The organism is Scytonema sp. HK-05 (assembly GCF_963872035.1).
Lineage (GTDB): Bacteria > Cyanobacteriota > Cyanobacteriia > Cyanobacteriales > Nostocaceae > Kalymmatonema.
Genome location: NZ_CAWMYC010000158.1, coordinates 154,917 through 170,127 on the forward strand (window position 1 = coordinate 154,917; position 15,211 = coordinate 170,127).

Sequence of the window (15,211 nt, forward strand, 5' to 3'; positions counted from 1 at the left end):
GTATTATATTAGTAATATCTGCTACAGAAAAACTACACTGCCAATCATGTAACAATTTCATCCGGGTAATAGTAAGTACCATTTGTAAAGTTAGGCAGTTACAGCCTTTGTCACCAAAGCAAGCATGAAAAAGACAATTATACCGTACAAAATTAAAGGTAGTGTAGTAACAATAACAATATTGTTTGGGATTCTTTCACTGTTCTTGACCTGCTTGTTTGCTAAGATTGTCAGAGTAAAATTTGTAGAGATTGATTTTGTACTTGAAAAATTAGAAATTCAAAGCAAAGCACAGGCAAATAATCCTCGTGCTATCCCTAGAGTTGATGTACAAAGGCGGTTAGGTTCTGATATAAGACCTGATTTGAGATGTCTATTTTGGGCTACAACTGTGGTAGGAAGAGGCTGGACTAATGATTCTGCGGATCGTGATTTTTTTATAGATTACTATATACCTCCAGATAAGAAAGCAATGATTTGTACAACGCCAGCCCTAGCAGCTGCACTCATTGCTAAGCGTACTAAACCGCTTTTATATAAGGTTTACCCAACAGAATATGGCTTTCGTGTTCGCATTGTCGAAGGTCTTTCAAAAGTGAGAAAACCCTGTAAAAACTGGACAGGGAATGTTGATTGCGCAGATTCTCTATTGTCGCGACAGGCAATTATTAGGTATGAACCGTAACAATAGTAAATTCAGCTTTCTTTCTACTGTGCTGCATGAAAAGCCATTTGCCAAAAATCTTTCTCGAATTTTGCTACCCTTAAAAAAGCCTCTTCAGCTTGCTGTTGAACAGTTACTGATGCCGTTTGCAACACCTGATCAGCTTGCTGTTCCAAAAATTTCACATATTCAGTAAAACCGCGATTTCCCCATCTGTCTGCAAATTCGGTGTATGGTTTAGGCATGACTCCAGGCAACTGCCAACCTTGATTGTAGGCAAATTCAATTGCCCAAAATGTACTTGCTTGCACTGGATAAGGCATTGTAGCAAGGCTCTGCATATATTCACAATATTCTATGCAGGTTGGTTGTTTTGCTGTATCTAAATTAAGCTGTCGTTGGGCTGCTTTTTCCTTAAACCAATTGAGTTCATCTTTGAGTGCTGTCAGTCCCCCCAAAATGACATCAAAATGGTGTGGAGGCGCGCTTGCCAAAGCCCGTCCCACCATCCGTGTAAAATCGACAACGAACAGATAATCTTGCACCAGCCATGTGTTAAATTGCTGGGGCTGAATGGTGCCTAATTTGCACTGTTCAAGGAAGGGATGTACGGTAGCTTCGTGCCAAGCTTGAGCATGATTTTGTAAAAGTTGTTTGCAAGTCAAGGTCATCGTGTTAGCCAGCCCGATAGACTAAGATTCAATCTCAGCCAATTCTAACCAACGTTCAGTCGCCACATCTATTGCTTCCTTGAGTGTTTCCACTTGTTCGTAGAGTTTTTGTACTTGGGTGTAGTTACCAGGAGGAACATTTGCCATTGCTTTCTCTGCTTCTGCTTTTTCGGCTTCCATTTGGGCAATTTTCCCTTCCAACTGCTCAAATTCTCGCTTTTGCCAATTAGATAAACTCCGCCGCTTTTTATTTTCTGAAGTCTGAGGTGGAGATGTTTCTTGCAAAGCCTCTACAGTATTTTTCGGCTTTTCTTTAGTATTATTAATTTGCTGCTGTTGTGCTTCCTCTGCTTGCTTGTAATCTAGATACACTGAATAATTGCCGGGATATTGTTTAATATTCCCACCTTCTTCAAAGGCAAAAATTGTATCTACAGTACGGTCTAAAAAGTAGCGATCGTGAGAAACGACAATGACACAACCTGAAAAATCTTCTAAATAATCCTCTAGCACTGCCAATGTCTGTACATCCAAATCATTGGTTGGTTCATCTAATATTAAGACATTCGGCGTACTCATGAGAACGCGCAACAAAAACAAACGCCGTTTTTCACCACCAGACAGTTTAGAAATTGGAGCATACTGTTGGTTAGCAGGAAACAGAAAACGCTCCAACATTTGGGATGCGGTAATTCTAGTTCCATCGGCAATTTTGACAAATTCCCCTTCTTCTTTGATGTAGTCAATCACGCGCTGCTCTTCGTTCAATGCCGATTGTAATTCCTCTGAATGCTGGTTAAAATAACCAATATGAATGGTAGTTCCAATTTCTACACTCCCCGAATCTGGCTGAGCACGCCCAGTGATCATATCTAATAAAGTGGATTTACCCGCACCATTACCGCCGATGATCCCAATGCGGTCATCTGGGCTAAATTCGTAGGTAAACTCTTTAATTAAGGTGCGTCCGTCATAAGCCTTGGATATGTTATTGAGTTCAATAACTTTTTTGCCAATGCGACGACTGGGTGTAGAAATATCAACTTTACCCTGAGCTTGTTTAAACTCAGTTTCTTGCATATCGCGAATGCGATCAATTCTAGCTTTTTGTTTGGTACTGCGGGCTTTTGGTCCTCGTTTTAGCCATTCTAACTCGCGCCGTAGTACACCTTGATGTTTACGTTGACTGCTAATAGCAGATTCTTCAGATAGAGCTTTCTTTTCCAAGTAATATGAATAGTTACCCGCGTAAGTGTAAATGTCTCCTCGGTCAATTTCGATAATGCGATTAGTCACCTTATCCAAAAAGTAGCGATCGTGAGTGATCAGCAAGATTGCACCGCGATAGCGATTCAAATAACTTTGCAACCACTCAACGGAATTAGCATCTAGATGGTTTGTCGGCTCATCCATCAGCAACAAATCTGGTTCTGACAGCAAAGCTGTGGCTAAAGCAATGCGCTTGCGATAACCACCGGATAAAGTCCCAATCACAGCATTAAAGTCTGTAATTCCTAACTGAGAAAGGATGATTTTGGCATTCGTTTCCACCTCCCAAGCACCAATTGAGTCCATGCGCTGCATCAGGGAAGAAAGACGCGTCATGAGTTGCTTATCTTCTGGTGCATGAGCTAACTTATCAGAAACTTCCTCATACTCACGTACCAACGCCATCTGTTCGCCAGCATCAGCGAAAACTTGCTCTAAAACTGTGTGATTTTCGTCTAAATCTGGCTGCTGAGGCAAGTATACAATTGTAGCTCCTGAGTTTGCTAAAATTTGACCACCATCAATCGGTTCTAGTCCCGCCATCATTTTTAATAATGTTGACTTACCAGAACCGTTAGTGCCAATTAAGCCAACTTTATCAGTTGCATCCAAGCTCAAGCTGGCATCTTTTAATATTTCTTTGATGCCAAAATCTTTTTTAACCGATTGTAGGGTGATAAGACTCATAAAATTTAGATTTTACATTTTAACCGCAGATGGACGCAGATAAACGCAGATAATTATCTATTTTATCTGCGTTTGTCAGGGTGTATCATCGGTAGCAATTTTGGAGTGTGTCATGACTGAAGTAGGGCGTATGCCCTACCTACTATTTAAACAAATAAATCAAGGGGTAGATGCCCGTACATTTCGTTAATTCCCCCTTGAGAGTAAGATTGGCAAGAAACTAATACACCCCGATGATGACCAAAGTAAGAATCGAGATAGCACACACCATTTTTGCCGTTTAATTTGATGTAAACTGGACCTTCAATCATAGGTAAATCGCTTGGGGGTTCATAGCCGAAAGCATGGGAATATGTTTTCATTGCTAGTATTCCTTCCTCTGGTGTATCAGCACAAATACCTAAAATTTGATAGTCTGAAATATTGGCAAGCGAAACTAAAGCCTGACGAATTAAAGTCTTTTCTGAGGGCTTGAGTTTGGGCGGAATGTCTATACAGTTGAATTTATTAAGAATTTTTTTCGCTTCTTGAATGGTGAGATTGCTCTGATGATTGCTTGACATAAATACTTTTATTATTCCTTAATGTTTCCTCTTCGTTTGAGTAGGGCGATCGCCCTACATAAAATTTCAATTCGGGATTAATCTTGCATATTACCTACATTAAAGAGAAATGGTACACCAGTTTTTGTATCACCACTCATAACGAGGACTTTTGGCATTTGAGCACCGCCAGTCTTCCAGGCTTCAATTGCTTCCTTTTGCAGAACCAATTGTCCACCTTGCGCTTTCAAAGTCTCCGCTAAAAGTCTTTGAGCTTCCGCTTTTCCCTTGGCGCGATTTATCTCTGCTTGAGCCTCTTGTTCAGCTTCTTGTGCTACATAGACGGCTCTTTGTGCCCTTTGCTCAGCGATTTGTTTTTCCTCAACGGCTCTCGCAAATTCTGGAGAAAATGTTAAGTCAATCACGCTGGTATCTAGTACAATTATTCCATATTTATCTAGGCGTTGCCCCAATGCCATATCAAAGTCTTCCTTCAAGTCACTTCTTCTGGTAATCGCTTCCTCAACTGTTCTTTTAGCCGCTGCGATTTTAAATGATTCCTGGGTTTGGGGTGCAATAATTTTATTGACAATATTTGCTAGAGTTCCTTGTTTTCTTCTTATATCAACAACTTGTACCGGGTCGATGCGAAAGTTAATAGCAAATCTTGCAGTTAAGGTTTGCAAATCCTTAGTTGAACTCTCCGCCGGAACTTCAAATTTTTGTACTGTCAAATCGTATACATCAACTACTGATATGAAGGGTGGTATTAGGTGGATACCTTCTATTAAAGCTCCATCTCTGGCTTTACCCAAGATACTAAGTACTCCTGCTTGCCCTGGATTTATAATGATAAAGGAATTGAGGCTGAGGATAACAAGGACTGCCGCTACAATTGCTGCTACTACAGTTTGCCAATTCCCCAATTGCTGATTTTTCAACTTTTTATCTCCTGTTCATTTTTAGATAACTCTTCTTAATAGAGATACTTTACTACTGGCGCTCGTGGTAATATTTCTAATCCACGCATCTACAAACAACTGTGGCTAAGGTATTTAAATCTCATCGAGCATCGAGAAGACAGACACGCGTAGCAGGTGATGCTCCCAGGATATCGCCCTCAACTCATCCCCTCCTGCGGCTTTTTGACTACGGACACCAGTATCGCAAACAAATCTGGCAAGCGACGATCTGTTCTATCCTCAATAAGCTTTTTGACTTGGCTCCACCAGGGTTAATTGGCATTGCGGTGGATGTGGTGGTAAAGCAGCAAGATTCTATCATTGCTCAGTTGGGAGTGAAAGATATTTTTGGGCAATTTTTAATTCTTTCGTTCCTGACTGCCATCATCTGGATATTAGAATCGGTTTTTGAATATGCTTACGCAAGGCTTTGGCGTAATTTGGCACAAGATATTCAGCATGATTTGCGTCTGGATGCTTATAAACATTTGCAGGAGTTGGAACTCGCCTATTTTGAAGAACGCAGTACAGGGGGTTTGATGTCCATCCTCAGCGATGACATCAACCAACTGGAACGTTTTTTAGATGCGGGAGCAAACGACATTCTCCAAGTTGCCACAACGGTAGTGATCATAGGTGGTGCTTTCTTTATTTTGGCTCCCAGTGTTGCCTGGATGGCAATGTTGCCGATACCGTTTATTCTTTGGGGTTCGTTTGCTTTTCAAGATTTACTAGCACCTCGCTACGCTGATGTCAGAGAAAAAGTCGGTCTTCTCAACTCGCGTCTGTCAAACAATTTGAGTGGTATTACGACTATTAAAAGCTTCACCTCCGAAGATTACGAAATCTCACGTTTAGCACAAGAAAGTGAGGGATATCGTCGCAGTAACACTCGAGCCATTAAACTTTCGGCAGCATTTATTCCCCTCATCCGGATGTTAATTTTGGTGGGGTTTACAGCCTTACTGCTATTTGGTGGTATGGCAGCAGTAAATGGCAAAATGTCTGTGGGTACATATAGTGTATTAGTCTTTTTAATTCAGCGGTTACTCTGGCCCTTAACCAGATTAGGCGATACTTTTGATCAGTATCAACGGGCAATGGCTTCTACGAATCGAGTGATGGATTTGTTGGATACTCCTATTGCTATTCATACGGGGGAGATAGATTTACCTGTAGCAACAGTACGCGGTGAAGTAGAATTAAAAAATGTCACTTTTGCTTATCAAGACAGATCGCCAGTCGTAAAAAATCTTTCTTTGCATATTCCAGCGGGTAAAACAATTGCCATTGTTGGTTCTACTGGTTCTGGAAAAAGCACTTTGGTGAAACTTCTCTTGCGATTGTATGAAGTGCAATCGGGAACAATGACCCTTGATGGGATTGATATACAACAGTTGAATCTGCGGGATTTGCGCCGCTGCATTGGTCTGGTGAGTCAGGATGTATTCCTATTTCATGGTAGTGTAGCAGAAAATATTGCCTATGGCAGTTTTGATGCTTCAGATGATGAAATTATTAAGGCGGCTAAAGTGGCTGAAGCACACGAATTTATTGAGCGACTGCCTCAGGGATATGAGACAATTGTAGGTGAACGGGGACAAAAATTATCTGGTGGACAGCGACAGCGGATTGCTATTGCTCGCGCCATCTTAAAGAATCCACCAATTTTGATTTTAGATGAAGCAACCTCAGCGGTGGATAATGAGACAGAGGCAGCCATTCAGCGCTCCCTAGAACGTATCACTGTGAATCGCACAACAATTGCGATCGCCCACCGTCTTTCCACCATCCGCAATGCCGATCGCATCTATGTCATGGAATACGGACAATTTGTCGAGTCAGGGACTCATCAAGAACTGTTGGAGAAAAACGGAGTTTATGCGAGTCTGTGGCGGGTGCAGTCGGGGTTGAGATAGAATTTCAAAGCAAAGGCGAGCCAGCGCTATGCAGGAGGGTTTCCCGAACTCACAGCGACTGGCGTCGCAAACTTTTTCTTGGCGTCTTTGCGTGAGATTATTATTTTAATAATAAAATACACACTTCAATCAAAAATTTAAAATCTGAAATTGGTATGATATTTTCTACTAGGCAACCTGAATCACCAAACAATCAATGGCGTCGCCAGTTGGATAAATTTGTCAAAGAACATCAACAAGAATTAGCAGCGCTATCTTGGGGTTTGTGGTTAGAAAATCGTGACAGCAAGGGTACTATTGGTATTGATTTGCAACCAACGCCACATTTTGTTTATTGTCCGAAAGAGGCTATAGAAAAACTAAATACCAATGTCGAGAACAAACTTCAAGAAGTTTTAGGGATTGTAAAGCATTATAAACCAGAAGTGGAAGTTCTCATGATAGGAATTGGCAAAGACCAAATCAAGTTAATTTATTTTGAACCAGAACCTGCACCACCAAGTTGTTATGAACAAGTTGGAAAAGATGTGGATACTTTATTACAACATTTGGAACAGCTTCTGAGCGAGCAGTTGAATGCTGAACAATCACCATCATAGCCTTCAAAGCTAATTAAGTTATGAACTTGTCCAGTGTACTAATAGACAAACTGGACACTTTCAGTGTAGAAATGGGCTTATTTATTCTCTTGCTGGGTTGACACTTTATTAGACCTCTTGCAAAATTATTTTATGGTAAAAAAATAAACTTTTACTTAAATCCAATCACCTATGCAATACGAGCAAACCCAACGGCTATCGAATCGGGAATTCAAACGTCTGGTTGGGGTGCAACAACATACCTTTGATCAAATGGTCAAAGTGATGCAACAGTCCGTTGTATTCTGCCTGCCTTAAGGAGTCAAAACAGAAAAAAATTACCGATTTTTAAAGATAAAACTCTTGATTCATAAGGTTTTCAGCGATTAAAAAAGGTAAACTGTTCCTGTGAGCTTCCTAACTTGAATTTTGCTATTTTACCTTTGACATTATGCTAGATTTAGACTCAATGGAATCTTGCCGTGAACGTGTAAATTTTCTATTAACGAATTACTACGATCAAGAAAATCCTCTCTATCAGCCACTTAACCTCGCATTGTTTTATAGTAGGCGTAGGTTGCGAGCAACTTTAGCGTATTGGGGAAGTGGGATTGTCCGTGGAAGACCTGAAGACGCTGACAACATAGCAATGCTTTATGAAATCATCACTGCAAATTATGTTCTTATAGATGATAGCGTGATCTTAGATGCGGGAAAAGAGCGTGCGGGTCTTCCAACACCAAGAATCCAGTACGGAGAGGCTGCCGCACTTTTGTCCGCATGTATTATTCAGCTGGAACCAATTCGGTTGCTTCCATCAGATAACCTACTACTCAAGGAGATTTTCTACCAATCGGCTCGCGACACAATTATAGGCTTATTCCTGGAGCAAAAGCTTGCCGATTTATCTCCAGATTCAATTGTAGATGAAAAAGAAATTCTGCGTATTGCGCGGCTGATGACAGGACCACTTTTGGCAGGTGCAATAACCTCAGGTGCAATAATGAGTGGCGCTACGCAAGCCCAAATTGATGCTCTAAATGCCTATGCTATGGATTTTGGTACTGCTTATCAAATAGCTGATCATATTGTTGATCTCATGGTAACGGCTGAAAATTCGGGCAAAGATAATTTCTCCGATATCACAACAAACAAGAAAACTATTGTTGTTAACCATGCACTACAGCATTTACCAAAAGACTCATGGCAATGGAGTGAAATTATTAATGCTATAGGAACTGTTCCCTCTGCTGAGAAAAAAAGTGAACTACAGCGTATTTTCAAGAATAGCGGCTCGATTCAGCACTGTCTCAATCTTGTAGTAGCGCTATACTCCCAAGCCATATCACACCTACAGGAACTTCCAGACAACCAATACCGCTCCTTATGCATGAAACTCCCTGATATATATCTCAAGGAGTTACTCAACTCAATAGATGGCTGAATCTTAGATGGGGTATAAGACTAAGCTGAACTTCCAAGAGCGAATATACTTACACAATCAAAAAAGCCCCTCACAGCCAGGGTTTTAGGAGTTCCAAACAAGAGCTATTGCCCGGATCGCACTCCCCTTACGGGCGATCGCACTCACTTAGGGTTAACGATTTTGGAGCTCATTGTGCCACGTCCTTGTTCCTTCTTTGCCTTCTTACTGCTATTTCTTCCTTATGCTTAGTATCTCCGATTATGGGTATCTTACTTACCCCGTGCTGTAAAGCCTGCTAATCCTCTTGGTTGGTATTGTCCCTTATTTCTTATGTTTTGGCGCATTGGGCGCAACTTCTACGGTGATTGCCTCCTCCAGGTGCCCCTTGGGGAATCGCCTCTACAAAGAAGCCTGATTGGGGACAAGCCGCAGAAATCGCATCTCCTTACTATATTTCCACAATTGGTGCTGTACCTTATTCTACTAAACATTGAACGCCTAAGAGATTTAGCACGTAAGTCTTGGAATTGACATTCCAATGGACAGGTGCAAGATATGAGCGCCCAACTATAGCAGTCCTAAATCATTTGTAAGATTTTCTTTTATTTTTCTTGGCGCTCTTGGCTCAGGAGTGGTTTTTTTATTCTCACGACTCCAGCACGGATTGCTATAGCGGCAAAAAGCAGCTTATGAAAGAAACACATTTTCCTTAAATCTCTAAAAGCCATGCTATATAAAGGTTTGAAAATGTGTTTTTTAGAAGTAAAGGCGATTTTTCCTCAGTAATAGCTTAATCATATTTAACCGTATTTTTCATATAATGATTGTATATTTTTGATTTTATGGCACAGCCATAAAATCACACCTTTCACTGAGTAGAAATTCAAATTTAGTTCAGTAAACGCTAAAAACTATCAGTGTGTTTACTTGAGAAAGCAACGATTATACTACCAAGTAAAAATTATGGGACAAAACACTTTACGTCGCTCAGTTTTACAAGGTTTGATTACCAGTGCAATTGTTATTGGGTTTGATTTAACTACTCGTTCCTGGGTAACATCTACCAGTGCCACATCTATTTTTGAAAGCTTACCTCCCTTAGATGGAGTACTTTACACTGATAATGCGACACTTGCTGATGCCAGTATTGACTTTGGTAATATCGTGCATCGTCAACCGATAGCAGTACTTAAACCAGGCTCAATTGAGGATATTGTTCAAGTTATTCAATTCGCTCGGACTCACAAGCTCAAGGTTGCCCCACGCGGTCAGGGGCACTCTACTTACAGTCAGTCACAAGTAGAAGCAGGCATCGTCATTGATTTAAGTACGCTCAACAAGATTCATTTCATCGGTACAGACCGAGCGATTGTTGATGCTGGAGTGTTATGGAGTCAGTTATTGCAACAAACGCTTGTGCAGGGATTAACACCGCCTGTTCTTACCGATTACATAGAACTTTCTATCGGCGGTACTTTGTCAGTAGGAGGTATTGGTGGTGCAACTCATCGCTACGGTGTGCAAGTGGATAATGTTTTAGAACTGAAGGTAGTAACTGGAGAAGGTAACCTCGAAACTTGTTCACCGTTATATAATCGCAATCTATTTACAGCAGTACTAGCAGGGCTAGGTCAATGTGGAATTATTGTACAGGCAACAGTTAAGCTAATTCCTGCCACTACCAATGCCCGTGTGTTTCAGTTGTATTATGACGATTTAGCTACCTTTACTCGTGACCAACGCGAAATCATAGATGATGAGCGCTTCAATTATGTAGAAGGTCAGTTAGTTTCTAATAATGCTGGTGGATGGCGTTATCTGCTAGAAGCGGCTAGCTTTTACAGTCCTCCCTCTGTACCTAATAACAGTTTGTTACTTGCGGGGTTAAATTATACTCGCGGTACAGAACAAATAGAGGATAAATCTTACTTTGACTTCCTCAACCGTTTAGCTCCTACAGTTGCCTTTCTCAAATCTATTGGTGTTTGGTCTTATCCTCATCCTTGGTTAAACCTGTTTGTGCCAAGTAGTGCAGTTAACAGTTTTGTTGGTGAAGTCGTTGCCAGCTTAACCCTCGCTGACACAGGTGAAGGCCCAATTCTGCTGTATCCAGTTAAAACTGAACGCTTCGGGCTACCCAATTTCCGGGTTCCGAACCAGAAGGTTGTGTTTCTGTTTGCCCTATTGCGAACAGCAGTACCACCAGATGATTCTGTAATTACAAAAATGCTCAATGATAATCGTAGACTCTTTGAGCAAAATCGTGATTTGGGTGGTTATCAATATCCTGTAAACGCCCTGTCTTTCTCCAAAGAGGATTGGCAGCAGCATTTTCATCCGGTTTGGGGAAATCTAGTAAGTGCAAAGCGGCGTTACGATCCAGATAATTTACTAACGCCAAGTCAGGGCATTTTCGCAAACTCTTAGCCCAAACTTTTCCTCGCTTGAATGATTATAGCTGAAATACTCGCTATTGGTGAGAAGCAATGCAAGTGAAATAATAAACTAAGCGCAGCTTGATACAGAAATGGTATGAGTGATCCTTGAGGGTCCATATCGACAAGTAAAACTTTTTTATTGCGTTGTGTCAGATGATATCCCAGGTTAAAAGTAAGGGTGCTTTTTCCTACTCCCCCCGCTTGATTGAACAGCGTAACGACTTGACTCATACGTTCTATACTTTGGAAATTTACATTGAAACAGGCATTACGCTTTTATTCAAGATTTCTTAGGGAGCCAACTAACTGAACTGCCCCTAAATCTTGCAGACTAATTTTTTGAGCCTCAGTTAAACCCGTCACTCCAGTGATGTTCATGCCATCGTAAAGGTTAGAGTTTTTAAGAGTTTTCACGCACGTACCTGTCTTAATATTCCAAAGCTTCATCGTATCATCTTGACTACCACTGACTAGGGTTTGAGCGTCGGGACTAAAGGCTATTGACCAAACTAGCTTGGAATGTCCTGATAAAGTTCTTACACAGGTGCTTGTGTTGATATCCCAAAGTTTCACGCTTTGATCGCCGCTGCCACTTGCCAATGTGCAAGCATCTAAAAAGGCAACTGAGTATACGGTGCTAGTATGTCCTTGTAAAGTTTCAATGTGCTGACCTGTGCTGACATCCCACAGCCTTATTGTTTGGTCAGTGCTACCACTCACTAACGTTCGACCATCGGGACTGAAGGCAACTGACCATATCCAATCAGTATGACCGTGCAAAGTTTTGAGGGATTGACCGGTGGCGACATCCCATAGCCTAATTTTTTTGTCATGACAGCCACTGGCAAGCATATGACCATCCGGGCTGAAGGCGATCGCCCATACCCAATGCATGTGCCCTTGCAAGGACTTAAGGCATTGACCCGTTTTAATATCCCACAGCCTTACTGTTTGGTCATGACAACCACTGGCAAGCATCTGACCGTCTGGGCTAAAGACGACTGATGTGACCCGATTAGTATGTCCCTGCAAAGTTTTGAGGCATTGGCCAGTAGTAGCATCCCACAGCCTCACTGTTTGATCCTCACTTCCACTGGCAAGTATATGACTGTCTGGGCTAAAGGCAACTGATGTAACCCGATTAGTATGTCCCTGCAAAGTTTTGAGGCACTTACCATCCGAGGCATCCCACAGCTTCACCTTTTGGTCATTACTGCCACTGGCAAGCATATGACTGTCTGGGCTGAAGGTAACCGACCAGATCCCATTACAATAACCTTGTAATGTCTTGAGGCATTCACCAGTGTTGACATTCCAAAGCATTACCGTTTGGTCTTCACTGCCACTTGCCAGTTTCGTTCCTTCTGGACTAAAGGCAACTGACGTTACCCTGCTACTATGACCCTGTATAGTTTTAAAGCAACAACCAGTATTGATATCCCATAGCTTCACAGTTTGGTCATCACTGCTAGTGGCCAGTGTTTTACCATCAGAACTGAAGGACACTGAATTTACACAGTCAGTATGGCCTTGGAGAGTAGTCAGGCACTGATCGGTAGCGACATCCCATAGCCTCACTGTTGTGTCATGACAACCACTGACCAGAATTTGACCATCTGGGCTGAAGGCGACTGTTCTACTCCCGGTGTTATCAACCTGCAAAGTTTTCAGGCACTTACCATCCCTTGCATCCCACAGCTTTACAGTTTGGTCATCACTTCCACTAGCAAGCATATGACCATCCGGGCTAAAGACAACTGATGTGACCCGATTAGTATGTCCCTGCAAAGTTTTCAGGCACTTACCATCCCTTGCATCCCACAGCTTCACAGTTTGATCCTCGCTGCTAGTGGCAAGCATAATACTTTGTGAATTGAAGGCGACTGACCATATGCCACCACTATGACCCTGCAAAATTGTGAGGCATTGTCCCGTATTAGTATCCCACAGCTTTACCGTTTGGTCGTCACTGCCACTGGCAAGCATATGACCATTTGGGCTAAAAGTAATTGGCCATATAAAACCCATGTGACCTTTAATCGCAAGCAGTTGTTTTCCATCTGCAACCTGGTATAGGCGAATCTCACCAAGAGTATCCCCGGTAGCCAAGAGTGTTCCATCAGGGCTAAATGCCACTGAATGAATGCCGCCTAGTGTTTCAGCAAAAACACACTTAGCTAGATTCGCGTAGCTGAAATTTACATTGTGCAAATTGGCACTACGCAGGTCTGCTTGCCAAACGGTCAAATAAGAAAAATCATAACCCATCAGATCAGTTTCCAGATTAAAAAGCAGATTGAGAATGTTTCCTGCCGTATAACCTGGTTCTAGCGGGGATGTCTTTTGTAATGTGATTAAGATTTGAGCGAGCTGATTTTCAATGCGTCTTTTGCTGCCAAATATAGTCAACAGTCCATCTATAACTGATTGGAGGATGAGGCGAACTTGAGCGTCCCTAATATAGTCTTTCGTAGTTGCCTTCATCAGAGCATAACACTTGAACAAATAAATATTTTGAGTGGCAATCTCTTGACAGACGTCTTCTATCAAGCTATTAGTAACATACTCCATGACCACAGGCTGGAGCGTAAAAAGTGATCCACTTTTTTCAATTAGCGATCGCCTTCCTAAAGATTCCAGAGCCTCCAGTAATTTTGCTGGTGGTACTGGTGATATAATATCTTCTCGCAATTCTGAGAGTGTCATCGACTCACGATTAATCGCTAGCCAGTACATTAGGTCTTTTTCTAAATCTGACAAGCGCTCAAATTGCTGCTCTAAAATATCGCGAATATCTCCAAAAACAGCTGTATTTTGTTGCAAAAATTCAGTCACATTACCATCAAAGATATCTTGAACTGTTGTGGCAACTATCTTCAAGGCTAATGGATTGCCTGCATAGCGTTCAATCATTACTTTCCATTCATCCTCTGCTGCAGATAATCCCTTGAGTTTCAAGATTTCCAGCCCTTCCACGACCTTCAAGCCACTCAGTGGTAATGAGCGAACAGCTAGTGCTTTTCCTTCCAGTAATGCCACTTCTTTAGGTTTTTCACGACTAGTCAGCACTAAGCTGCTTTGGTGAGTTGCTTCTCCTACCCGTCTAAAAAGCTCAGCATACCCCTCATATCCTTCTCGATAAAGTCCTGCTCGACTACCACTGCGCAGAAGTGACTCTGCATTATCAAGTATTACTAGACAACGATGATTTTGCAAATAATATAGTAGTCGCGATATCCTATCACTCAAGCTTTCTGGTAAGTTGCTTTCTATTTCCTGTTCGTTAGATAGAACCTGGATTAGGTTAGCAAGAATAGTTTTAACAGGAGGAGCTTCTCGTAGCGATCGCCAGATAACATACTCAAAGTTGTCCTGAATCTGTTGGGCAAGCTTGACAGACAGCGCCGTTTTACCAATGCCTCCTATCCCCAATAGTGCCACCAATCGGCACTGTTCATCGAGAATCCATTCCTTTAGGGTAGTAAGTTCTTCTGTACGCCCATAAAAAACTGATGTAAAGATAGCTTCTCCCCAGTCTAGATGACTATTTGAGCTTGAATAGTCATTTTTCTCTACTTTTAAGTAAAAAGCTGAAAAAAGCTTTTCAATAGTCTGTTTGTCAACTCCTCCTTCGCGATTCAGTACTTTCGAGATTGTGGCTGAATATAACCCAGAGCGTGCGCTCATTTCTTCGAGAGTGTACCTGTTTCCAAAGTTTTCCTTTGCTTCTGACTTACGCTTGGCTTCTTTAATTTTTTGCAAACCCTTGGTCGTAAGTGCAACGCCACGCTTGCGTTTCCAATTCTGTAAAGTCATGTATTAATCTACCGTTCGCGTAATCACTTTTAATTTAAAATATTATCAAGCAGGTTGCTGTATATATGAGTTGATAGCTATAACAAACAAATAATCTCATGTATTAGAGGAATTAAAGGAAGTTTATACCAAAACATTCCCTGCTCAAAGCCACATTAGGCAATCCACTCTTCTTTTGGAAGTCAACTCCACTTGCTCAACAGATAATCTAGTTAGTCTATGGGGAATTACTAACATAA

11 protein-coding genes and 1 pseudogene are annotated in these 15,211 nt (G+C 41.6%); 6 read left to right on the plus strand and 6 right to left on the minus strand.

Translation table 11 applies throughout. From position 1 onward, the window contains the following. The first annotated feature begins 124 nt into the window (after window positions 1-124). Window positions 125-685 carry a hypothetical protein gene (locus tag AACT52_RS37070; RefSeq protein WP_073628561.1) on the plus strand — a complete coding sequence of 187 codons (561 nt, stop codon included), beginning with the start codon at window positions 125-127 and terminating at the stop codon, window positions 683-685. Between the two features lie 23 nt (window positions 686-708). Here the strand turns inward: AACT52_RS37070 and AACT52_RS37075 are convergent, their stop codons facing one another. The 4 genes from AACT52_RS37075 to AACT52_RS37090 all read right to left on the minus strand — a co-directional run bounded on the left by AACT52_RS37075 (window position 709) and on the right by AACT52_RS37090 (window position 4,774). After that, window positions 709-1,335: a TenA family transcriptional regulator gene (locus tag AACT52_RS37075; protein ID WP_073628563.1), complete on the minus strand. Its 627-nt coding sequence runs from the start codon at window positions 1,333-1,335 to the stop codon at window positions 709-711. A 21-nt stretch (window positions 1,336-1,356) separates the two neighbouring features. Then, on the minus strand, window positions 1,357-3,291 hold the full coding sequence (locus AACT52_RS37080; RefSeq protein ID WP_073628565.1) for an ABC-F family ATP-binding cassette domain-containing protein: 1,935 nt from the start codon (window positions 3,289-3,291) through the stop codon (window positions 1,357-1,359). A gap of 146 nt (window positions 3,292-3,437) precedes the next feature. After that, window positions 3,438-3,854, minus strand: a complete 417-nt coding sequence (locus AACT52_RS37085; protein WP_073628567.1) for a DUF1824 family protein — start codon at window positions 3,852-3,854, stop codon at window positions 3,438-3,440. A 77-nt stretch (window positions 3,855-3,931) separates the two neighbouring features. After that, on the minus strand, window positions 3,932-4,774 hold the full coding sequence (locus AACT52_RS37090) for a prohibitin family protein (protein ID WP_073628569.1): 843 nt from the start codon (window positions 4,772-4,774) through the stop codon (window positions 3,932-3,934). Between the two features lie 101 nt (window positions 4,775-4,875). Between AACT52_RS37090 and AACT52_RS37095 the strand changes: the two genes are divergently transcribed. The 5 genes from AACT52_RS37095 (at window position 4,876) to AACT52_RS37115 (ending at window position 11,145) form a co-directional block, all read left to right on the plus strand. Continuing rightward, window positions 4,876-6,714 carry an ABC transporter ATP-binding protein gene (locus AACT52_RS37095; RefSeq protein ID WP_073628571.1) on the plus strand — a complete coding sequence of 613 codons (1,839 nt, stop codon included), beginning with the start codon at window positions 4,876-4,878 and terminating at the stop codon, window positions 6,712-6,714. A gap of 155 nt (window positions 6,715-6,869) precedes the next feature. Next, window positions 6,870-7,313 (plus strand): beta-carboxysome assembly chaperone CcmS, encoded by a 444-nt coding sequence (gene ccmS, locus AACT52_RS37100; RefSeq protein WP_073628573.1) that lies wholly within the window; start codon window positions 6,870-6,872, stop codon window positions 7,311-7,313. Window positions 7,314-7,484: 171 nt separating this feature from the next. After that, complete coding sequence (locus AACT52_RS37105) at window positions 7,485-7,610, plus strand: hypothetical protein (protein WP_272937069.1); 126 nt, start codon at window positions 7,485-7,487, stop codon at window positions 7,608-7,610. Between the two features lie 133 nt (window positions 7,611-7,743). Further along, a complete protein-coding gene (locus AACT52_RS37110) occupies window positions 7,744-8,736 on the plus strand; it encodes a polyprenyl synthetase family protein (RefSeq protein ID WP_073628575.1) in 993 nt (330 codons plus the stop codon). Window positions 8,737-9,681: 945 nt separating this feature from the next. Beyond that, entirely contained in the window at window positions 9,682-11,145 is a 1,464-nt protein-coding gene (locus tag AACT52_RS37115; RefSeq protein ID WP_073628577.1) for an FAD-binding protein, read from the plus strand. A 95-nt stretch (window positions 11,146-11,240) separates the two neighbouring features. On the opposite strand, the pseudogene AACT52_RS37120 reads toward AACT52_RS37115, so the two are convergent. After that, window positions 11,241-11,387 (minus strand): annotated as a pseudogene (locus AACT52_RS37120) (ParA family protein); the annotation flags it as partial. A 45-nt stretch (window positions 11,388-11,432) separates the two neighbouring features. Next, the gene (locus AACT52_RS37125; RefSeq protein ID WP_073628579.1) at window positions 11,433-14,972 is read right to left on the minus strand and encodes an NB-ARC domain-containing protein; all 3,540 of its coding nucleotides are present in this window, start codon (window positions 14,970-14,972) and stop codon (window positions 11,433-11,435) included. Window positions 14,973-15,211 lie beyond the last annotated feature (239 nt).

What these genes read in the sequence shown, in the direction of transcription:
- AACT52_RS37070 (WP_073628561.1), top strand. Translation starts at nt 125, where the DNA reads ATGAAAAAGACAATTATACCGTACAAAATTAAAGGTAGTGTAGTAACA.
- AACT52_RS37075 (WP_073628563.1), bottom strand. Translation starts at nt 1,335, where the DNA reads ATGACCTTGACTTGCAAACAACTTTTACAAAATCATGCTCAAGCTTGG.
- AACT52_RS37080 (WP_073628565.1), bottom strand. Translation starts at nt 3,291, where the DNA reads ATGAGTCTTATCACCCTACAATCGGTTAAAAAAGATTTTGGCATCAAA.
- AACT52_RS37085 (WP_073628567.1), bottom strand. Translation starts at nt 3,854, where the DNA reads ATGTCAAGCAATCATCAGAGCAATCTCACCATTCAAGAAGCGAAAAAA.
- ccmS (WP_073628573.1), top strand. Translation starts at nt 6,870, where the DNA reads ATGATATTTTCTACTAGGCAACCTGAATCACCAAACAATCAATGGCGT.
- AACT52_RS37105 (WP_272937069.1), top strand. Translation starts at nt 7,485, where the DNA reads ATGCAATACGAGCAAACCCAACGGCTATCGAATCGGGAATTCAAACGT.
- AACT52_RS37110 (WP_073628575.1), top strand. Translation starts at nt 7,744, where the DNA reads ATGCTAGATTTAGACTCAATGGAATCTTGCCGTGAACGTGTAAATTTT.
- AACT52_RS37115 (WP_073628577.1), top strand. Translation starts at nt 9,682, where the DNA reads ATGGGACAAAACACTTTACGTCGCTCAGTTTTACAAGGTTTGATTACC.
- AACT52_RS37125 (WP_073628579.1), bottom strand. Translation starts at nt 14,972, where the DNA reads ATGACTTTACAGAATTGGAAACGCAAGCGTGGCGTTGCACTTACGACC.